The sequence below is a fragment of the Microbacterium algihabitans genome (assembly GCF_032464975.1).
Lineage (GTDB): Bacteria > Actinomycetota > Actinomycetes > Actinomycetales > Microbacteriaceae > Microbacterium > Microbacterium algihabitans.
In genome coordinates this window covers 86,927-107,384 of the sequence record NZ_JAWDIU010000006.1, presented here as the reverse complement: position 1 = coordinate 107,384, position 20,458 = coordinate 86,927, and the positions used below count along the sequence as shown (strand labels likewise).

The window sequence follows — 20,458 nt, the reverse complement described above, 5'->3', positions numbered from 1 at the left end:
CGAACGCGAGAAGGGGCCGATCGAGCCCGGCCCCGAGCCCGACACCACCACCGCGGCCGAGGCCGACCGCTCCGACGACTCCCTCGACAAGGACGATCAGCCGATCGAGTGACCTCTCGACGTCGAGGGGAGCGCACGGGCGCCGTCAGCGGCGTCCGTAGGCTGGAAGCCCCCGACTCGCGAGGAGAGACGTGTTCCGCACGCCCCTGACCCTGTTCCGCACGCTCGCGATCGCCGAGGCGATCTCGTGGACGCTGCTCATCGGCGGCCTGATCCTGCGCGCGATCGCTGATCTGCCGCTCGCCGTGAGCATCGGCGGCTCGATCCACGGCTTCGTCTTCTTGGCCTACGGCGCCACCGCCGTGCTCGTCGCCCTCAACCAGCGCTGGGGTGTCGGCCCCGCCGTGGTGGCCGTGGCCAGCGCGGTGATCCCCTACGCGACCGTTCCGACCGAGATCTGGCTGCACCGCACCGGGCGCCTGCGGGGAGACTGGCGTCTCGACGCCACCGACGACCCGCGCGATCAGCGGCCCCTCGACCGACTGCTGCGCTTCTTCCTGCGGCGTCCTTGGGCGCTCGCCCTCGCGTTGGTCGCCGCCGTGGCGCTCGTGTTCGTCGTGCTGCTGATCGTGGGCCCGCCGGGCGGCAAGGGCTGAGTCCGTCTCGAGCTCACCGCACGTGGATGCGCACCGCCGACGGCGCGATGCGGCACGTCGCGGTGAAGGTCTGGACGGTGCCCGACACCGTCGCCCCGGCGACCCCCGTGTCGAGTAGCTCGACCGCGCCGCCGCTCGCGTGCAGGGTGGGCGTCGCGTCGCTGAAGCGGTGCATCGCACCCCCGTTGCGGCTCGAATACCAGACGTCGATGTCGATCCGCTCGATCGGCCCGGTGGTCGAGGTCGCACGCCAGTCGATGGCCGCCAAGCCTCCGCCGCGGCTCTCCATCGTCAGGGTCACGCTGCCGCATTCCTCGCCGCCGACCGCTTCGGTGCGCAGGGGCTGATCATCGGGCGTGATGTCGGCGCCGCAGAGATCGATCGAATGGATGCGGGCGTATTCGCGTGCTTTCCCGGTGATGCTCGAGCAGTCCGCCAGCAGCGCGGTCGCCACGCTCGCGGCGAAGGGGTCGTCGGGTCCGGCAGCGGGCGGCGTCGGCGCCGGAGACGCGGCGAGCAGTGCCGCCGTCGTGATGGCGGCGAGGGCAAGGGCGCCGAGCGACGCGGAGATCGTGCGCACGCCCATGCTCGCCCCCTTCGTTGCGGTCGAGGGAAATCTACGCCCGGGCGGGCCGCGCGGCCATGGCTTGCGTCAGCGCTTCGTCGACACCGTCACCGTGAACTTGCGATCGCGCGCGACCTGACGGGTCGATCCGACCAGGCGTTCGAGGGCGGGCCGGTACTGCAGGGCGGAGTTCCACACGGTCCACAGCTCCCCGCCGGGGGCGAGCACGCGGGCGGCGTCGGCGAACATGCGCGGAGCGAGCTGGTCGGTGACCGCGGCCCCCGAGTGGAAGGGCGGATTCAGCGCGATGAGCGACGCCGTGGCATCCGGCTGCGATCGCATCATGTCGTCGCGCACGACCTGCACGCGGTCGGCGACGCCGTTGGCTCCGGCGGTGGCGCGGGCCGACGCGACGGCGATGGCCGACTGATCGCACGCGATGACCTCGAGCGACGGATGCCGCACGGCCAGGGCAGCGGCGACGACCCCGGTTCCGCAGGCGAGGTCGATCGCACGGCCATCGCGGGGAGCGGGGAGGTGCGCCAGGAGCAGGCGCGTGCCGATGTCGATCGAGGCGCCGGCGAAGGCGCCGCCGAAAGCTCGGATCCGGATGCCGTCGACCTCCGCGGCATCCGGTTCGGGTTCGACGCCGTCGCGCGGACCGCGCGCGATCAGCACGCGGGACTTCTGCCGCGCGTGGCTGACGTCGAGGCGGTCGAACCTTTCGCGCAGCACGTCGTTCATGGTCACGGTCATGTGCTTGAGGCGTCCGCCGGCGTACACGACGACGTCGGGGTGCGCGTGCAGGGCGATCAGGCCCGCGATGTCGGCGAGGGCGCGCAGGGATCGGGGCAGGCGCAGCAGCACGACGCGGGCGCCGGAGAGCAGCGACGCGTCGAGGGCGTGCGAGGTGAAGGCGTCGTGGAGATCCGCCTCGACCGCGTTGGCGCGGAGCGCCTCTTCGCCGAGGATCTCGTCTTGATGCACGCGGATGCCGCGCGCTCCGGCATCCGCCGCGCCCAGGGTGAGAGCGCCGAAGGAATCGCCGATCACGACGAGTTCTCCCTCGCCGAGGCGGGCGCGGTCGTCAGCGGATTCGTCGAGGATCAGCCGATCGGCTGCGTCGACCGCGACGAGGTCGGGCCCTTCGAGATCGGGTCTGCGGCGGAGAGCATCGAACGAGAAGGGCACCGTGCCACGCTACCGGGCCGTGCTTCGAACGTGCCCGTCATCGGGCGGTGCGGGTTTACCGGGTGCCGAAGTGGAACGGCAGGGCCAGCGAGGCCGAGACGAGGATGATGCCGAGCGCGAAGAACAGCGCGGGTGCGGCGAGCGAGAACGACAGTCCGGTGAGCAGCATGCCGCCGACGAACAGGATGAGCGAGACGATGAACATGGGGTTCCCTTCGGTCGCTCCAGGCTATCGTGCCGCGTCGGCGCTCCGGTCCGCGGGCGGGGGCGGCGTGGCGGCGGCGGGGTGTTCCCCAGGGTCTGTTCCGGATGCCGCTGGGCCGGCGCCGGACCGGACGGGGCCACCGAGCGCCGAGAGCGTCCACAGCGTGCTGCCGGCCACGGCGGCCGGCATGACGGCGACGGCCCCGAGGGGCACGAGGAAACACAGCTGGGTCGCCACGCCGAAGCCGAGGGCCCGGGCGCGGTGGTCTTTGACGATCGCGCGCCGGGCGCGTCGATCGAGACCGCGCGCCGAGAGCGAGCGCGAGGTGAGCTCGTCGGCCAGGAGCCAGCCGGTCAGCGCGACACCGGTGACGAAGCCCAGGACGCCGCCGACGAAGGGGATGAGCCCGATCACCCACGCGAGCAGCGCCGCGAGGATGCCGCGCAGGATGAGGCGCACGCTGTCGCCCACGGCGCGCCAGAAGCCGTAGTCGGCGTCGGGAACGGTGCCGGTGACGCTGCGCTCGGTGGCGCGCCAGATGCGGTCGTAGAACGGCTCGCCCACCGCGAGGGTGACGGCGGTGAACGACACCACGACGATCAGCAGCGCGGCGCCGAACGAGGCGACCCCGATGGCGGTGCGCACGGTCGTCGCCCAGAACGGGGCCCACGTGTCGGCGAATGGGGTCCAGTCGTCGACGAGCCCGGGGAGCACGAGACCCCACCCGATGAGCGCTCCCGCGAAGACGAGGCCCACGAGCGTGCCGGGGATGAGGCCGAGCGCCATCGCCCCGGGCGTGCGACGCCACTGACCGAGCCCGCGGAGCAGGAGCCCTGCCCCGGTGAGGAATTCGCGCATGCGGGAAGTCTGTCACCGACTTCCGACATCGTCCGGAACCGGGTCGCGCCGGTGTCGGAGGCCCCTGGCAGGATGCCGGTATGCGCATCCGCACCACGTCGACCCAGCGCACCTACCGCTACGTGCGCCTGGCGATCATCGGGGCCACCGTGTTCCTCGCGGTCGGGGTGGGCGTGCAGATCGCGGGCGGGGGAGTGCTGCCCTCCGTCAGCGCCGCGTACTACACGCCCGCGGGGCCGGTCTTCATCGGAGCGCTGACCGCCATCGCCCTCGCGTTGCTCGCGCTGTCGGGGCGCAGTCTCGAGCAGGGGCTCCTCGACATCGCGGCCGTGCTGGCGCTGGTGGTGGCCTACGTGCCGACGACGGTGGCCGCGGGCGTCTGCCCGAGCGTCGCGCGCTGCGTGCCGCCCGAGGTGCAAGCGACGGTGGCGAACAACGCGGTCTCGGTGGCGGTCATCGTGGTGGTCGGGGTCGTGGCGGCGATCGTCCTCGCACGGGTGCAGGGCACGGCGACGCCAGGCGTGTTCCTCACGGCCGGGATCGTGCTCGCGCTGACGGCTGCCCTGGCGACCTGGGGGACGGCGGCTCCCGAATCGTTCCTCGCCGCCGCGCACGAGGTCGCGGCCGTGGCGTTCTTCCTCGCGATCGCGGGTGTCGCCGCGCTCGCCGCGTGGCGCCCGCAACCACGCGGTGCTCCCCGTCGGGGCGTGCGGACCGCCTACGGCGTCGTGGCGGCGGCCATCCTCCTGACGCTCGCGCTGCTCGTTGCCGGGGTCGTGCTCGGGGTGGACGAGAGAGGCTTCCCCGTCGTGTTCGTGGGCGAGGCGGTGGCGCTCGCGCTGTTCGCGGTGTTCTGGCTCATCCAGACCATCGAGCTGTGGAACCAGCCGGATCCGAGCCTGCGGGAATAGCCGAGGCGGCCTCGCGTTGAAGTTGATACGACGGCGCTCAAGATGCAAACTTGAGCGAACCGCACTCACGTATCACAGGAGACGGAATTGCCCGAAGACTTCACCCCCGGCGCCGGGGAAGACGGCGCCCAGTCGTTCGACGAGTTCCTCGCGCGCTACCTCGCGGGCGAGCAGGCACGTGCCGAACGGTCCATCGATCTGAGCCGCTTCCTCAGCGCCCGCACGCAGGAGGCCCTGCAAGAGGCCGGCCGCTACGCCCTCGGTCGCGGCCAGCGCGAACTCGACGCCCTGCACGTGCTGCACGTGCTCGTCGGCCGCTCGCCCGCCAAGGACGCCGTCGCGCGCCTGGGTGCCGACCCTGCCGCGATCGCCCGCGCCGCGGAGAGCCGCCTGCCTGCCGCGGGTTCGCCCGCGAACGTCGACGGCGCCGTCGTCGCCGGCTCCGTGCAGCGTGCGCTGTTCCACGCTTTCCAGGTCGCGCGCGCCGCGGGCTCGACATACGTCGACCCCGACCACCTGTTCTTCGCCCTCGTGCTCGCGCAGGACGCCCCCGCCGGGCAGATCCTCGCGCAGGCGGGCGTCACCGCCGAGGCCCTGACCCAGGGTGTGCGCGACACCGTCATGGGCGGCGAGTCCGACGAGATGGCCGGGGAGTCGGCATCCGTCACCCCGAACCTCGACCGTTTCGGCACCGACCTCACCGCTCGCGCCGCGGCGGGCGAACTCGACCCCGTGATCGGCCGCGCCGACGAGATCGAGCAGACGATCGAGATCCTGAGCCGTCGCACGAAGAACAACCCCGTGCTCATCGGCGAGGCCGGCGTCGGCAAGACCGCCGTCGTCGAAGGCCTGGCCCGTGCGATCGTCGCGAACGAGGTTCCTGAGCAGCTCCGCGACACCCGCGTGGTCTCGATCGACCTGGCCGCGATGCTCGCCGGGGCGCGCTACCGCGGCGACTTCGAAGAACGCCTCACCCAGACGATGGATGAGATCGCGGCATCCGACAAGCTCGTCGTCTTCATCGACGAGGTTCACACCCTCGTCGGTGCCGGTGGGAGCGGTGACGGGTCGATGGATGCCGGCAACATCCTCAAGCCGCGCCTCGCCCGTGGCGACGTGCACCTGATCGGAGCGACGACGCTGCGCGAGTACCGCACGATCGAGAAGGACCCCGCCCTCGAGCGGCGCCTGCAGCCCGTGCGCGTGGGGGAGCCCTCGCTGCCGGATGCCGTGGAGATCCTGCGCGGCCTGCGCTCTGCGTACGAGGAGCACCACGCCGTCACCTACACCGACGACGCCCTGCGCGCCGCGGTGGAGCTGAGCGACCGCTACCTGAGCGACCGCGTGCTGCCCGACAAGGCCATCGACCTGATCGACCAGGCCGGAGCGCGCCTGCGCCTGCGCCTCGGTGTGAGCGTGGACACGTCGTCGCTGCTCGAGCGTCTCGCGACGCTGGAGGCAGACAAGAACGCCGCCGTCTCGGCCGAGCACTACGAAGAGGCCTCGCGCCTGCGCGACGAGATCGCCGCGGTGCAGGCGCGGCTCGACGACGCCACCAGCGCGCCGCGTGGCGCCGCCGTCGTCGACGAGCCCGAGATCGCCGCGGTGATCAGCCGGGCCACCGGCATCCCCGTCGCACGCCTCACCGCCACCGAGCGGGGGCGCCTGGCCGAGCTCGAGACCGAGCTGCACGCCCGCGTGATCGGTCAGGACGACGCGGTCGCCGCCGTCGCCAAGGCCGTGCGGCGCAACCGCACGGGCATGGGCGACGAGAACCGTCCGGTCGGTTCGTTCCTGTTCCTCGGCCCCACCGGCGTCGGCAAGACCGAGCTGGCCAAGGCCCTGGCGGGGTCGCTCTTCGACGACGACGGCGCTGTGATCCGCTTCGACATGAGCGAGTTCGGCGAGCGCCACACCGTGTCGCGCCTGATCGGCGCCCCTCCGGGATACGTCGGCTACGACGAGGCCGGCCAGCTCACCGAGCGCGTGCGCCGCAACCCCTACGCGGTCGTGCTGTTCGACGAGATCGAGAAGGCGCACCCCGACGTGTTCACCCTGCTGCTGCAGGTGCTCGACGACGGTCGTCTGACCGACGGACAGGGGCGCACGGTCGACTTCCGCAACACCGTCATCGTGATGACCTCGAACCTGGGCGCCGAGGTGCTCGCGTCGCGCGCCGGCGCGATCGGCTTCACCACCACGGGCCGCGAGTTCGCCGACGACGACCTGCGCGACCGCGTGATGGGCAAGCTCCGCGAGGCGATGCGGCCCGAATTCCTCAACCGCATCGACGACATCGTGCTGTTCCGCAAGCTCGAGAAGACGCAGCTGCGCCAGATCGTGCGTCTGCTGCTGAACGCGAGCTCGCGCCGCCTCGCCTCCCGCGAGGTGACCCTCGAGGTGACGGATGCCGCGATCGACCGCCTCGCCGAGGTCGGCTACGAGCCCGAGTACGGGGCGCGGCCGCTGCGCCGGGTCATCCAGCGTGAGGTCGACGACCGCATCGCCGATCTGTTCGTCGCCGGCGACCTCGTCGACGGGGGAACGGTGACGGTGGATGCCACGGCATCCGGTTTCACGGTCATGCCCGTCATCACGGCGCTCGCCGCCTGACGAGTCGCTTTTCGACGCCCCCGGTGCTGCGGTGCCGGGGCGTCGTCGTGTGTGCGGGCGGCGGCGGGCGCGGGCGTTGCGGGGTGCCGTCGTGCGGATGCCGTGGGCGGCGCGCCGTGATTCGGTGGGGTGTGCGCGGTGTGTCGGGGGTCCGGTCCGCGGGACGGGGGTTCGCCCGGCGCGGGCGCTGCGGGGTGCCATCGTGCGGATGCCGTGGGCGGCGCGCCGTGGTTCGGTGGGGTGTGCGCGGTGTGTCGGGGGTCCGGTCCGCGGGACGGGGCTTCGCCCGGCGCGGGCGTCGGGGTGTGCCGTCGTGCGGATGCCGTGGGCGGCGCGCCGTGATTCGGTGGGGTGTGCGCGGTGTGTCGGGGGTCCGGTCCGCGGGACGGGGCTTCGCCCGGCGCGGGCGTTGAGGGGTGCCGTCGTGCGGATGCCGTGGGCGGCGCGCCGTGATCCGGTGGGGTGTGCGCGGTGTGTCGGGGGTCCGGTCCGCGGGACGGGGGAACTCGGGCGGTGCCCTGCGCCACCCCTGCCCCGATGTCGGAGGTTCGAGGCAGAGTAGGAGCATGAGTCGTATCGGCACGATCTTCAGCCCGTACCCGCACCCGCCCGAAGAGCTGCGCGACGCCGCGCGAGCGGCAGAAGACGCCGGGGTCGAGGAACTGTGGCTGTGGGAGGACTGCTTCCGCTCGTCGGCGTGGGCGGCCGCTGCCGCGGCGCTCGCCGTCACCGACCATCTGCGCATCGGCGTGGGCATCGCACCGCTCCCGCTTCGCAACGTCGCCGCCTCGGCGATGGAGGTCGCGACGATCGAGCGCATGTTCCCCGGACGACTCCTTCCTGGTTTCGGCCACGGGGTGCAGGACTGGATGCGCCAGGTGGGGGCGAAGGCGGCCTCGCCGCTGACGCTCATGCAAGAGCAACTCCCGGCGCTGCGCGCTCTGTTGGCCGGAGAAACGGTCAGCACCGAGGGGCGGTACGTGAAGCTTCGCGACGTCGCGCTCGATTGGCCGCCCGCCCAGGCTCCGCTCGTCTATGCGGCAGCCGAGGGCCCGAAGACGCTGGCGCTGGCGGGGGCGGTGGCCGACGGCGTCGTGCTCGACAGCCGGCACACGGTCGACGAGATCGCAGCGGCGGTGCGCACCGTGAACGACGCGCGGGCGGGAGCGGGTCGCCAGGGCCGCGCCGACATCGTCGCCTACGTGCTCACCGCGTTCGGTCCCGACGCGCGCGAGCGCGCCACCGCCGTGCTCGCCGACCGCGAAGACGCCGCCGATCGTGTGCTCGCGGGCTCCGTGTCCGAAGTCGCTGAGGGCGTCGCCCGCTTCCAGGCTGCGGGAGTCGACGACGTCGTGCTCCTGCCGACCGACGACGTCGATCTCGCCGCCTTCTTCTCGGCGGTCGGCCAGGTCGCGGTCGCCGTCCCCGACGCGGGAGGCGTCTCATGACTCGCGGTGTCGTCTCGCTCGGCGTCGCGGGGTCGCTCGGGCCCGATGCGATCGCGGCGATCGCCCCCGCCGTCGAAACAGCCGGCTTCCACACCCTGTGGGTCAACGACACTCCCGACGGCGACGCCCTCGCGGCGCTCGCAGCCGCGGCCCGTGTCACCGACCGGCTACGGCTGGCCACGGGCGTCGTGCCCGTCGACCGTCGACCGGCCTCCGAGATCGCGGCGGAGGTGTCGTCGCTGGGCCTCCCGCTCGACCGGCTGACGATCGGCATCGGCTCGGGCATGGCCCGCCAAGGAGCCCTCGCCCGCGTCCGCGAGGCCGTCGAGCAGCTGCACGATGCGGGCATCGAACGCGTGTTGGTCGGAGCCCTCGGGCCCAAAATGCGCCGTACCGCGATGGAACTCGCCGAGGGCGTGCTGCTGAACTGGGTGCCGCCCGTCGAGGCGGCACAGCAGGCGAGCGAGCTCCACTCCCTCGCTCCCGCGACGCACGTGGCGGTCTACGTGCGCACGGCGATCGCCGCCGCGGCGCGCGAACGCCTCGACGAAGAGACCGCCCGGTACGCCTCGTTCCCCAATTACGCCGCGAACTTCGAGCGGATGGGGGTGGATGCCATCGACACGACGATTCGCGACGCCTCCGAGCTCGACGACGCCCTCGACGCCTACACCGGGGCGGCCGACGAGGTGGTGCTGCGCGCGATTGTTCCCAACGACACGGTCGAGGCTTATCTCGAGTTCGTGCGGCGCACGGCTCCCACGCCGGGCTGAGGCGAGGGCGGGCGGCGACGCCGGCGAGGGCGGGCGGCGACGCCGGCGAGACCGGCCCGATAGTGTGCGACTCATGACGCCGTCGCTTCCCGGACTCCCGCCCCTGTTCTGGACCGGAACCGAGGGCATCGTCTCGTACGACGAAGACGCCGCGACTCTTCAGCTCACGGCTCGCGCCGGGGTCGACTGGACCAACGACGCGACCGGAGGCCCTGCGCAGCACGCTGCGACCGCGCTGGCCTTCTCCGCACCCGACGGCGATTTCGTGCTGTCGGCCCGGGTGCGGGTACTCGGTGCTCGCTCCACTTTCGACGCCGGGGCCCTTGCCGTGTGGGCCGGGCCCGATCGTTGGGCGAAGCTCTGCAACGAGTATTCGCCGCAGAGCGCCGCGATGGTCGTCAGCGTCGTCACGAACGCATTTTCCGACGACGCGAACGGCCCGCTCCTCGACGCGGATGCGGTGTACCTTCGCGTCGCTCGGAGGGGGCCCGCTTTCGCCTTCCATTCCTCGCGCGACGGGGTCGCCTGGGATTTCGTGCGGCTTTTCCGCCTCGACGTGGCCGCCGCCGCCGTATCGATCGGGTTCCTCGCGCAGGCGCCCCTCGGCGACGGGGCCACGGCGGCGTTCGATGAGATCGCGTACGCGCGGACCTCGCTCGCAGATCTTCGCGATCTGAGCTGACGGACCCCCACCCCCGGTGGCGGTGGAAGACTGGGCGGATGCCGCACCGCCGAGGCCTCACCGTCCGCTCCGTCGCCCGCGGAGCTCTCGCCGCCCTCCTGGTCGGGGCGGGGGTGAGCCACGTGACCTGGGGCCGCCGGGGCTATCGGATCGTCGTCCCGAGCTGGGCCACGCGACTGCTGCGCACCGACAAAGACGCCATCGTCGTGGCATCCGGAGCCGTCGAGGTGATCCTCGGCGTCGCTCTCGTCGCTCTGCCCCGCGAGAGGTCGCGCATCGGCGCGGCGATCGCGGCGTTCTTCGTCGCGGTGTTCCCGGGCAACGTGCACCAGTGGCGCACCGGCCGCGCGGCGCCCGGCCTGCAGACCGACCGCGCGCGGTTCCTCCGCCTGTTCCTGCAGGTGCCGCTCGTGGCGTGGGCGTGGTGGGCGACGCGCGAGCGCTGACGCCAACGCCCGCGCGTGTTCCGCCCGCCGCGCGATTACGCCGCTGCGCCGAGCTCCATGACGCCGCTTTCGAAGGCCGCGCGCGCGAGCACCTTGTAGCCATGCTCGGGGAAGAACACGGTCAGCCGGTCGGCCTCGATCCCCATGACCGTGCCGACACCGAACTCGCCGTGCTGCACGGTCGAGTCGATCCGGATGCCGTCGGCATCCGCCTCTGCGGGCTCGGCGTCGTTCGGGGTCACGGTGGTTCCGGTGCCGCAGCGATCGCACGACCCGCACTCATCCGGCGTCTCGACCCCGAAGTACTCGAGAAGCGCGCGGCGGCGACAGTGCGAGGTCTCGGCGTAGCCGCGCATGATCTCGATGCGCGAGGCGCGGATGCGCTCTTCCGCCTCATCGCGCTCGCGCACGGCCGCGACCGCGTCTCCCGCGGAAGCCTTCTTCGCCGCCGACACCCCGTCGGGGCCGGAGACGGCGAAGCCGCAGGTGACGAGCTGGTTCAGCACGCGTCCGATCGCGCGGACCGACCGGCCGGACTCCTCGGCGATGGCCTTCGCCCGCAACGGCGTCTTCGCGCGGCCCAAGGCGTCCCACACCCCGGCCACGTCGGCGCGCTTGCTGTGCCCACCGGCGAAGAAGGAGCGCAGCGAGAAGTCCTCGGAGCGGTAGTGCAGGATTGCGCGGGCGGGCTGCCCGTCGCGCGCCGCCCGACCGATCTCCTGGGCGTACGAGTCGAGCGACTCGGTGACGTCGGCGTGCACGACCAGACGCACGTCGGACTTGTCGACGCCCATTCCGAACGCCGAGGTGGCCACGACCACGTCGAGCTCCCCCGCGCTCCAGGCCGCGTGCACCTCGTCGCGTCGCTTCTGCGCCATCGCCCCGTGATAGGGCGCCGCGCGCACTCCGAGGGCGACGAGCTCGTCGGCGTAGGCGTCGGTTGCCTTGCGCGTCGCCACGTACAGCAGCGCCGGGCCGCCGGCATCCTGAACATCGGCGAGCACCGCGCGGCGCTTGTCGAGGTCGTGCTCGTGGCGGCGCACCGCCATGTGGATCTCGGGGCGGTCCATTCCGCGGACCTCGAGGTGCGGTTCGCGCATGCCGAGGCTCGCCACGATGTCGTCGCGGACGGGGGCGGATGCCGTGGCCGTCAGGGCCAGGATCGGGGGATGCCCCAGCGCCTCCACGGCGTCGCCGATGCGCGCGTAGTCGGGCCGGAAGTCGTGCCCCCACGCCGACACGCAGTGCGCCTCGTCGACGACGACCAGGCGTACGTCGGCCTTCGCGAGCCGGTCGAACACCTCGGTGTTCGCGAGCTGTTCGGGAGCGAGGAACGCGTAGACCGCATCGGGGCCCTCGATCGCGGCCCACGCGCGCTTCTTGCCCGCCGCGCTGGTCCGCGAGTTCAGGGCGACCGCCGCCGGAGCGTCGGGAGCGGCATCGATTGAGTCGATCTGATCGCGCTGCAGGGCCAGCAGCGGCGAGATCACGACGGTGACCCCGCCCAACTCGCAGCCGGCGATCTGGTACACCGCCGACTTGCCCGCGCCGGTGGGGAAGACCACGAGGGTGTCGCGCCCGCCGATGACCGCATCGATCGCCTCCGCTTGACCCGGGAGCAGGTCGTCCCACCCGAAGACCTCGCGGGCGGTGCGGGCGGACTGTTCGAGAGTGGCGGGAGCGTTCACAAGGCCTCATTCCTGGGGGAGGTCCCCAGCACACCTCAGACCTCCGACATTGCCGCGGGGGTTGCGAGCCGCACCGACGTGTGATCAGCTCCGCGCCCCGACAGAAGGTCGGCCCCTAGGCATTCGAGGGGCGCTGACGCAACCGCGTCATCGACGTCGGAGGGTGCTGACAGGATGCCGCCATGCTCTTCGTAGAGATCGAGACGGCCCTCGCGGCGGTGACGAACACGCGTTCGCGCCTCGCCAAGATCGAGGCTCTCGCCACGGTGCTCCGCGGCCTCGCGCCCGACGAGATCGAGCCCGCGATCGGGCTGCTCACGGCATCCCCCCGACAGGGGCGACTCGGCGTCGGCTGGCGCACCCTCTCGGCGCGCGGCGGGGAGCACGCCGAGACCCCGTCGCTGACGGTCGCCGATGTCGACGAGACGTTCTCGCGCCTCACCGGGATCGGCGGGTCGGGCTCCGCGGCGGCACGCACGAGCCTCCTCGACGAGCTCGCCCAGCGCGCGACGGCGGGGGAGTGGAACCTGCTCATCCGCATCATGACGGGCGAGCTGCGCACCGGCGCCCTCGAAGGCGTGCTGCTGGATGCCGTCGCCCGAGCCGCCGACCGCGACGGCACGGCCGTACGACGGGCCGCGATGCTCTCGGGCGATCTCGGAGCCACGGCCCGCGTCGCTCTGACCGGGAGCGACGACGACCTGGCCGCGGTGGGACTCATCGTGCTGCGCGGCGTGCAGCCGATGCTCGCCTCGACGGCGACCTCGGTCCGCGAGGCGCTCGAGGTCGCGGGGCGCGCCTCAGTCGAGTACAAGCTCGACGGTGCCCGCGTTCAGGTGCACCGCCACGGCGACGCTGTGCGCGTGTTCACCCGCACTCTCGCCGACGTCACGCACCGGGTGCCCGAGATCGTCGAGGCCGCGCTCTCGCTGCCCGTCGACGACGTGATCCTCGACGGCGAGACCCTCTCGCTCGACGAAGACGGCGGGCCGCGTCCCTTCCAAGACACCATGGCGCGCTTCGGCGCCGAGACCGCGCGGGCCATCGCGTTGCGTCCGTGGTTCTTCGACATCCTCCACGTCGACGGCCGCGACCTCGTCGACGAGCCCCTGTCCGCACGCCTCGATGAGCTCGAGCGGATCGCCGCCGAATGGCGCATCCCGGCGATCCTCACCGACGACGCCGAGCAGGCCGAGACGTTCGCCCGCGATGCGCTCTCCGCAGGCCACGAAGGCGTCATGGTGAAGGGGCTGGATGCCGCGTACACGGCCGGCCGCCGCGGCAAGAGCTGGCTGAAGGTCAAGCCCGTGCACATGTTCGACCTCGTCGTGCTGGGGGTCGAACGTGGCTCCGGCCGCCGCGCGGGCTGGTTCTCGAACCTCCACCTGGGGGCACGCGATCCCGACGGCGTCTTCGGCGATCCCGGCGGATTCGTCATGGTCGGCAAGACCTTCAAGGGGCTGACCGACGAGCTGCTGATCTGGCAGACCGCGCACTTCAGCGAGCGCGAGACGGGGGAGGTTCCCGGTGGCATCCGCGTCGTCCCCGACACCGTCGTCGAGATCGCGATCGACGGCGTGCAGCGATCCGTGCGCTACCCCGGCGGCGTGGCGCTGCGCTTCGCCCGCGTGAAGACCTACCGTTCGGACAAGACCGCGGCCGAGGCCGACACGATCGACACGCTTCGCGCGCTGCTGCCCGGCGGCGGCGCTGCGACGGAGGGATGACGCGATGAGTCTGGCGCCTTGGCTCGACGGCGAGCTCGGCTACCGCAGTTTCGGAACGCCGGGCGCACCGCGCGCCGTGTTCGTCCTGCGCACCGGCGACGTGTCCACGACCGATCCCGATGCGAGCGTCACCTCGGGATTCGACGTGCGGGTGGTGGCGGTCGGGCTCGACGCCCCCGAGCTCGAAGACCCGCCGGTCTTCGGCGGCCAGACGCCCGCCGGGCTGACCGTCGAGGCGCTGCGCGAACTCGTCGCCCGTGAAGCACCGGGCGTCACCGTGGGCCTCGTCGGAGAGCGATCGGCCGGGGCCATCGCGATCTACCTCGCCGCGGCTCTGGGGGAGGTCGTCGACCGCCTCGCGATCGTCGGTGTGCCCAGTCCCAACGATCCGCTCAGCCGCGACCTCCGCACGCCGTTGCTCGACGACCTCGCCGCCGAGGTGCTGGTGGTCGTCGGGGGCGACGGCCCGGCCGACGTCGCCGACGCGAACTGGTACGTCGAACGCATGCGGTCAGCCGAGGCCGAAGTCGTTCCGGATGCCGAGATCACCTCGGTCAACAACCATGTCACTCTGACGACCGTGTGGGAGCGCGTGCTGGCGCACGTGGCCCCCGGCGCCGAGCGCCGCTGACCCACCGACCGCGAACGTCAGCGCAACAACGGCAGGTCAGCCGCGCGTCAGCGCCTTGACCTGCACGACGTTCGACTCCTCGTCGACCTCGACATGATCCGTCTGCGCCTTGAGGAAGTCCGAGAAGCTGCGGAACCCGAGTGCCTTCTCGCTGAACGAGGGGTCGAGCCGCTTCATGAGGTCTTTCACCGCGGAGGCGTGCAGCCACTCGCCGTCGGCGCGCTCGGCCTCGAGCTGCATCGCGCGATCGAGAAGGTCGACGGCGGGGTCTTTCGAGCGCTTGCGGGCGCGCGGGCGCGAGGGGGTGCTGTCTTTCTTCGTCTCGGAGAGCTTCGGAATGCCCGGCAGCGAGTCGTACGCGTCGAAGCGGTCGCAGGCCGCGGCCAGCGACTTCGCGGTCGACCCCGCCACTCCCACGCCCACGACGTAACGGCCGAGGCGCTTGCACCGCTGGGCGAGCGGGACGTAGTCGCTGTCGCCCGCGACGATCACGACGTGCGTGAGATCGGGCAGGCGGAACATGTCTTCGACGGCATCCACGGCGAGGCGGATGTCGGCGCCGTTCTTGGCATATGCCGCCGCGGGGAAGAGCTGCACGAGATCGACCGCGCGGGCGACCAGCTGCGAGCGGTACTCCGCGTTGACCGGCGACGACCAGTCGGCGTAGGCGCGCGTGAGAACCAGGGTGCCGAACGAGGCCGCGTAGTCGATGACGGCTCCCACATCGATGGTCGCCTTGGTGAGGCGCTCCGCGATCTCGGGGTCGAGGGGGTTCTCGGCGATCTTCTGCCGATCGCGCGAGTAGGCGTTTCGCCCGTGGACGCGGTCGTACCACGACATCACGATGTTGTCGAAGTCGAGGTAGACGGCGACGCGGGCGGTCTGCGTATCGGGCATGGGTCCAGTCTGGTCGGTCGCGAACGGTTGCGGAACGCCTCGCGGGCTCAGCGCTCGGTGGGGTAGACGACGCCGATCTGCCGGCGCACCTCGTCGAGGACGCCCATGATCGCGACGGTCTCGTCGATGGGCAGGATGTCGTTGGATCCGACCCCGGCGGCGACGAGGCGCTCGGCGGCCAGCGCCTGGTACTGCATACCGCGGCCCTCGACCTCGCTCGTGTACTCCTCGGCGACCTCGTTCGAAGGCAGCGTCACGCGGAACGAGGTGGGGGTGTACCAGACGCGGTCGATCTCGATGCGGGCTTCGGTGCCGACGATCTGCGCGGTGTTCGCGCCGGCGCCGCGCGACGACGACACGGTGGTCGAGACGGTTCCGCCGGGGTGCACCATCGCGGTGGCGACCTCGGCGTCGCTGCCCGCGTCGGACAGGCGGGCGACGGCGGTGATGCGCTCGGGCAGGCCCAACACGTCGACGGCGAACGAGAGGGGGTAGATGCCCAGGTCGAGAAGCGCTCCGCCGCCGAGGGCGAGGTCGTTGAGGCGGTGGGCGGGGTCGGTCGAGATCTTCTGCGTGTGATCGGCCGACACCACGCGCAGCTCACCGAGGGTGCCGGCGGCGATGATCTCGCGGATGCGCACCATGTGCGGCAGGTACCGCGTCCACATGGCCTCCATCGCGAGCAGCCCCTTCGCTGCGGCCGCGTCGCGGATGGCCGCGGCCTCGGCCTGGTTGAGGGTGAAGGGCTTCTCGACGAGCACGTGCTTCCCGTGCTCGAGGGCCAGCAGGGCGTTGTCGACGTGACCGGGGTGCGGGGTCGCGATGTAGACGATGTCGACGTCGGGGTCGGCGACGAGCTCTTCGTACGAGCCGTGCGCGTGCGGGATGTCGTACTTCTCGGCGAAGGCGCGCGCGTTGTCGAGGCTGCGCGAGCCGACGGCGGCGACGTCGAGGCCCGCGGTACGCAGGTCGGAGGTGAAGGCGTGCGCGATGCCGCCCGTTGCGAGGATGCCCCAGTGCAGTCCGGTCATGGGTTCCACCGTATCGGCGCCCACCGACATCGCGGTCGATCGAGCCGGGATGCGCATACGAGTCGCCTCTAGGCTCGGGTCATGACGCCCGTCGAGCGCTTCCGCGAGTTGCTGTCGATCCCCACCGTCTCGCGCGTCGATCCCGCCGAGGTCGACGACGACGCCTTCGAACGCTTCCACGCAGCACTCGCTCGCCTGTACCCGCTGGTCCACGAATGCCTCGAGCGCGAAGTCGTGGCCGGCCGCTCGTTGCTGTACCGCTGGCGCGGCGACAGCCCCGAGGCGCCACTCCTGCTGCTCGCGCACCAGGACGTCGTCCCGGTCGACGGCCAGCCCTGGCGGCATCCGCCCTTCGCCGCCGAGGTGGTGGGGGAAGGTCCGGATGCCGAGATCCACGCCCGCGGTGCGATCGACGACAAGGGGGCCCTGGTGGCGATCCTCGAGGCGGTCGAGCAGGCGCTCGCCGACGGGGTGACCCCGCGCACCGACGTGTGGCTCGCGTTCGGCCATGACGAGGAGACCCACGGCACCGGGGCTCGGGCCATGGCCGCGGAGCTGGCCGAACGCGGGGTCGCCCCCGCTCTCGTGCTCGACGAGGGGGGCGCCGTCGTCGAGGGTGCCGTGCCCGGGGTCGCCGCTCCGACCGCGATGATCGGCGTCGCCGAGCGCGGGGTCGCGACCTTCGACCTCGTCACCCGCGAAGCCGGAGGACATGCCTCGACCCCGCCGCGCCTGCCCGCCACCGCTCGGCTCGCCCGCGCGATCGACCGCCTGCGTCGACGGCCGTTCCCGCGGCGCCTGACCGCTCCGGTGCGGGCGATGCTCGGCACCGCGGCGGCCCACACCGACGAGCCGCTGGCGACGCTCTTCCGCCGCACCGCGGTGTCGGCCCCGCTGGTGACGGCCGCCCTCGCGCACCTCGGACCCGAGACGAACGCCCTCGTGCGCACGACGGCCGTGGTGACGCGGCTCGAGGGCTCGGCGGGCGAGAACGTGCTGGCCACCACCGCCCGCGCGAGCGTGAACGTGCGCCTGCTGACGGGGGAGACGCTCGCCGACGTCTCGGTGCACCTGCGCCGTGCGGTGGCCGATCCGCTCGTCGACATCGAACTGCGCCAGGGCAACGATCCCTCTCCGGTGTCGCCGTGGCGGGGCGAGGCGTGGCGCCGCCTCTCGCGCACGGTCTCGGCGACCCTCGGCGACGACGTGGTGCCGTTGCCGTATCTGCAGTTGGGGGCCAGCGACAGCCGGTTCTACACGGGTCTCACCGACGCGGTGTACCGCTTCGCGCCCTTCCACCTCACGCGCGCCGAACGCGACGCTCTGCACGCGCCCGACGAACGCATCCGCGTCGAGGTGTGGCTCCGCGGCATCCGGTTCTATCGAGCCCTCCTCGAGTCGTGACGGGGGCGCCCGCGGCGAAGGTGCGCCTCCGCCGCGGCGCGGTGCGCTGAGCAGCAGGGCGAACGGGCGAAGAGCGACGAACGGGCCCGCCCCACTCGCGATCGAGCGAACAGAGCGTGGTCCGCTATTGTCGTGTGACCGGTCACGCAACAGCGCGCGACCCGCAACGAGGCGGACATGAGCGACACCGAGACCCCGGATGCCACGGGCAAGGCCCCCAGCATCCGCGACGTCGCGCGGCTCGCGGGTGTGTCGTACCAGACCGTCTCGCGGGTGATCAACAACAGCCCGCAGCTGCGGCCTGAGACGGCCGCGAAGGTGCGCTCGGCGATCGCCGAACTGAAGTTCGTGCCCAACCAGGCCGCCCGGGCATTGGCGACGAACCGGTCGCGCCTGATCGGCGTGCTCGGCCCGCGCATGACCACGCACGGCACCTCGGCGATGGTGCAGGCGATCGAGTCGGTCGCTCGGGCAGCGGGCTACCGACTCACCCTCACCAACCTGGCCACAAGCGCCGCCGACGACGTGCGCGCCTCGATCGACCACCTCATGCAGCAGTCGGTCGAGGGGCTGATCGCCGTCGCCCCGCAGACGCGCGTGGTGCCGATCCTCGATGAGCTGAAGCTCCCCGTCCCGGTGCAGATCGTGGCCTCGACGGGGACCTCGAGTTCGCACAACGACCAGACCGCGGGCGCCCGCGCCGCCGTGCGCCATCTCATCGAGCTCGGGCACTCGCGCATCCTGCACATCGCCGGCCCCCGGGACTGGGTCGAGGCCGATCACCGGATGCGCGGGTATCTCGCCGAGATGGACGCGAACGACCTGACGCCGCGGCCGCCGGTGCTGGGCGACTGGACCGCGCAGTTCGGCTTCGAGGCGGGACTCGAGCTGTTGCGCACCGAAGACGCCACGGCGGTGTTCGCGGGCAACGACCATATGGCGCTCGGGTTGATGCATGCCGTGCGGGCCATAGGTCGCTCGGTGCCCGAGGACATTTCGGTCGTCGGGTTCGACGACGTGCCCGAATCCGCCCACCTGTGGCCGCCGTTGACGACGGTGCGCCAGGACTTCGCGGGCATCGGCGCCCGCGCGATCACCGATCTGCTGACCAGGTTGGGGGAGTCGTCGGATGCCGTCGGGCCCTCGGAACCCGATCATCTGCGTCTCATCGTTCGTTCGTCGACCGCTCCGCCTTCGCGCTGAGTTCGTCACGTTTCGGCAACGGACGCCTCCGCGACGCGCCGGGACTTGACATCCCTGGCTCACCGCGATGTAGCATCACACACACAATGTGAACGGTCACATGACCGGGTCACACGGCCGACGGGACTCGCTGCGGAGCGGATCCGTCGAGACGAAGACGTTTCGAACGACACGGGTGAGCCGTGTCGCCGACCGGCCTCGTTTCGCCCCGCCGCCCGTGCGCCCCGACGTGCGCCGACAGCACTGCGCGGTGGACTCCAGGGGGAGACGCCGCGACAACCACCCAATGGAGGGAACCAGAGTGAAGAAGCACAGCATGCTCAAGGCGATCGCGGGCGCGGGCGTCCTCGCGCTCGGCATCGGTCTCGCCGGTTGCGCCGGTGACCGTACCGGCGCCAGCAGCGGAGACTCGCAGGAGGCCGGCGGCACCATCGGTGTGGCCATGCCGACCCAGCAGTCGGAGCGATGGATCGCCGACGGCAACAACGTCAAGTCGCAGCTCGAGGAGCTCGGCTACCAGGTCGACCTGCAGTACGCGAACGACGACATCCCCACCCAGGTCTCGCAGATCGAGAACATGATCACCACGGGCGCCAAGGCCCTGATCGTCGCCTCGATCGACGGCACGACGCTCACCGACGTCCTGCAGCAGGCCAAGGACGCGAACATCCCCGTCATCGCGTACGACCGCCTGATCAACGGCACTGAGAACGTCGACTACTACACGACGTTCGACAACTACAAGGTCGGCGTCCAGCAGGCCACCTCGCTCCTGACCGGCCTGGGCGTCCTCGACGCCTCGGGCAAGGAGACCGGCGCCGCCGGCCCCTTCAACGTCGAGCTGTTCGCCGGTAGCCCCGACGACAACAACGCCACGTTCTTCTGGAACGGCGCGATGGACACCCTGAAGCCCTACATGGACAAGGGCGTGCTCGTGGTCCCCTCGGGCCAGACCGAGTTCGGCCAGGCGGCCATCCTCCGTTGGCTGCCCGAGACGGCGCAGAAGCGCATGGAGAACATCCTCACCGTCATCGGCGGCACCAAGCTCAACGGTGTGCTCTCGCCCTACGACGGTCTGTCGATCGGTATCATCTCGGCCCTCACCTCGGGCGGCTACTCGGCCAGCGACCTCCCCGTCATCACGGGTCAGGACGCCGAGGCCGGCTCGATCAAGTCGATCATCGCCGGTGAGCAGTACTCGACGATCTTCAAGGACACGCGCGAGCTCGCGAAGCAGGCCGTGACCATGGTCGACGACATCCGCAAGGGTGAGACCCCCGAGACGAACGACACCGAGACGTACGACAACGGCGTCAAGGTCGTTCCCTCGTACCTCCTGCAGTCGACGATCGTCACGAAGGACAACTACAAGGAGCTCCTGGTCGACAGCGGTTACTACACCGAGGACGACCTCAAGTAATCCCTCGGAGGGGCTCCGGCTCCTCCACCCCGCCTCCGCCGCGGCCCGACAGGGTCGCGGCGGAGGCTCCCGCGGGTCTGCGGCATCCGCCCCCGCCCCCCACCATCCC

The 20,458-nt window shown here is 71.7% G+C and carries 19 protein-coding genes; 12 read left to right on the top strand and 7 right to left on the bottom strand.

Features of this window, described 5'->3' with window-relative positions:
• Nucleotides 1-191 precede the first annotated feature (191 nt).
• On the top strand, nucleotides 192-656 hold the full coding sequence (locus RWH43_RS15060; protein ID WP_316001855.1) for a DUF3817 domain-containing protein: 465 nt from the start codon (nucleotides 192-194) through the stop codon (nucleotides 654-656).
• Nucleotides 657-669: 13 nt separating this feature from the next.
• On the opposite strand, the gene RWH43_RS15055 is transcribed toward RWH43_RS15060, so the two are convergent.
• From RWH43_RS15055 to RWH43_RS15040, 4 genes are all read right to left on the bottom strand, one after another.
• Nucleotides 670-1,242, bottom strand: a complete 573-nt coding sequence (locus tag RWH43_RS15055) for a hypothetical protein (RefSeq protein WP_154097540.1) — start codon at nucleotides 1,240-1,242, stop codon at nucleotides 670-672.
• Nucleotides 1,243-1,308: 66 nt separating this feature from the next.
• Nucleotides 1,309-2,412, bottom strand: coding sequence for a class I SAM-dependent methyltransferase (locus RWH43_RS15050; RefSeq protein WP_316001854.1), 1,104 nt, complete (start codon nucleotides 2,410-2,412; stop codon nucleotides 1,309-1,311).
• Between the two features lie 55 nt (nucleotides 2,413-2,467).
• Nucleotides 2,468-2,617 carry a hypothetical protein gene (locus RWH43_RS15045; protein WP_013585971.1) on the bottom strand — a complete coding sequence of 50 codons (150 nt, stop codon included), beginning with the start codon at nucleotides 2,615-2,617 and terminating at the stop codon, nucleotides 2,468-2,470.
• Between the two features lie 24 nt (nucleotides 2,618-2,641).
• On the bottom strand, nucleotides 2,642-3,475 hold the full coding sequence (locus tag RWH43_RS15040; RefSeq protein ID WP_316001853.1) for an EI24 domain-containing protein: 834 nt from the start codon (nucleotides 3,473-3,475) through the stop codon (nucleotides 2,642-2,644).
• Between the two features lie 80 nt (nucleotides 3,476-3,555).
• On the opposite strand from RWH43_RS15040, the gene RWH43_RS15035 reads away from it, so the two are divergent.
• The 6 genes from RWH43_RS15035 to RWH43_RS15010 all read left to right on the top strand — a co-directional run bounded on the left by RWH43_RS15035 (nucleotide 3,556) and on the right by RWH43_RS15010 (nucleotide 10,348).
• A complete protein-coding gene (locus RWH43_RS15035; RefSeq protein WP_144834160.1) occupies nucleotides 3,556-4,386 on the top strand; it encodes a hypothetical protein in 831 nt (276 codons plus the stop codon).
• Between the two features lie 87 nt (nucleotides 4,387-4,473).
• Nucleotides 4,474-6,999 carry an ATP-dependent Clp protease ATP-binding subunit gene (locus RWH43_RS15030; RefSeq protein ID WP_316001852.1) on the top strand — a complete coding sequence of 842 codons (2,526 nt, stop codon included), beginning with the start codon at nucleotides 4,474-4,476 and terminating at the stop codon, nucleotides 6,997-6,999.
• A 566-nt stretch (nucleotides 7,000-7,565) separates the two neighbouring features.
• Nucleotides 7,566-8,447 (top strand): LLM class flavin-dependent oxidoreductase, encoded by an 882-nt coding sequence (locus RWH43_RS15025; RefSeq protein WP_144834163.1) that lies wholly within the window; start codon nucleotides 7,566-7,568, stop codon nucleotides 8,445-8,447.
• Entirely contained in the window at nucleotides 8,444-9,220 is a 777-nt protein-coding gene (locus tag RWH43_RS15020; RefSeq protein ID WP_316001851.1) for an LLM class flavin-dependent oxidoreductase, read from the top strand. Before RWH43_RS15025 ends, RWH43_RS15020 begins: the two co-directional genes overlap by 4 nt.
• Before the next feature lie 73 nt (nucleotides 9,221-9,293).
• The gene (locus tag RWH43_RS15015) at nucleotides 9,294-9,902 is read left to right on the top strand and encodes a DUF1349 domain-containing protein (protein WP_316001850.1); all 609 of its coding nucleotides are present in this window, start codon (nucleotides 9,294-9,296) and stop codon (nucleotides 9,900-9,902) included.
• 38 nt (nucleotides 9,903-9,940) lie between these two features.
• Entirely contained in the window at nucleotides 9,941-10,348 is a 408-nt protein-coding gene (locus tag RWH43_RS15010; protein ID WP_316001849.1) for a DoxX family protein, read from the top strand.
• A gap of 35 nt (nucleotides 10,349-10,383) precedes the next feature.
• Here the strand turns inward: RWH43_RS15010 and RWH43_RS15005 are convergent, their stop codons facing one another.
• Nucleotides 10,384-12,036 (bottom strand): RecQ family ATP-dependent DNA helicase, encoded by a 1,653-nt coding sequence (locus RWH43_RS15005; protein ID WP_144834171.1) that lies wholly within the window; start codon nucleotides 12,034-12,036, stop codon nucleotides 10,384-10,386.
• A gap of 182 nt (nucleotides 12,037-12,218) precedes the next feature.
• Here RWH43_RS15005 and RWH43_RS15000 point away from each other — a divergent pair, with 182 nt between their 5' ends.
• Nucleotides 12,219-13,763: an ATP-dependent DNA ligase gene (locus RWH43_RS15000; protein WP_144834173.1), complete on the top strand. Its 1,545-nt coding sequence runs from the start codon at nucleotides 12,219-12,221 to the stop codon at nucleotides 13,761-13,763.
• A gap of 4 nt (nucleotides 13,764-13,767) precedes the next feature.
• On the top strand, nucleotides 13,768-14,394 hold the full coding sequence (locus RWH43_RS14995) for a hypothetical protein (protein WP_144834175.1): 627 nt from the start codon (nucleotides 13,768-13,770) through the stop codon (nucleotides 14,392-14,394).
• Between the two features lie 36 nt (nucleotides 14,395-14,430).
• Here the strand turns inward: RWH43_RS14995 and RWH43_RS14990 are convergent, their stop codons facing one another.
• Complete coding sequence (locus tag RWH43_RS14990) at nucleotides 14,431-15,291, bottom strand: NYN domain-containing protein (RefSeq protein WP_144834176.1); 861 nt, start codon at nucleotides 15,289-15,291, stop codon at nucleotides 14,431-14,433.
• A 47-nt stretch (nucleotides 15,292-15,338) separates the two neighbouring features.
• On the bottom strand, nucleotides 15,339-16,322 hold the full coding sequence (locus RWH43_RS14985) for a Gfo/Idh/MocA family protein (protein ID WP_144834177.1): 984 nt from the start codon (nucleotides 16,320-16,322) through the stop codon (nucleotides 15,339-15,341).
• Between the two features lie 81 nt (nucleotides 16,323-16,403).
• Between RWH43_RS14985 and RWH43_RS14980 the strand changes: the two genes are divergently transcribed.
• The 3 genes from RWH43_RS14980 to chvE all read left to right on the top strand — a co-directional run bounded on the left by RWH43_RS14980 (nucleotide 16,404) and on the right by chvE (nucleotide 20,349).
• Entirely contained in the window at nucleotides 16,404-17,726 is a 1,323-nt protein-coding gene (locus tag RWH43_RS14980) for a M20/M25/M40 family metallo-hydrolase (RefSeq protein WP_316001848.1), read from the top strand.
• Nucleotides 17,727-17,903: 177 nt separating this feature from the next.
• Nucleotides 17,904-18,929: a LacI family DNA-binding transcriptional regulator gene (locus RWH43_RS14975; protein WP_144834181.1), complete on the top strand. Its 1,026-nt coding sequence runs from the start codon at nucleotides 17,904-17,906 to the stop codon at nucleotides 18,927-18,929.
• Between the two features lie 316 nt (nucleotides 18,930-19,245).
• A complete protein-coding gene (chvE, locus tag RWH43_RS14970) occupies nucleotides 19,246-20,349 on the top strand; it encodes a multiple monosaccharide ABC transporter substrate-binding protein (protein WP_316001915.1) in 1,104 nt (367 codons plus the stop codon).
• Nucleotides 20,350-20,458: the final 109 nt, after the last annotated feature.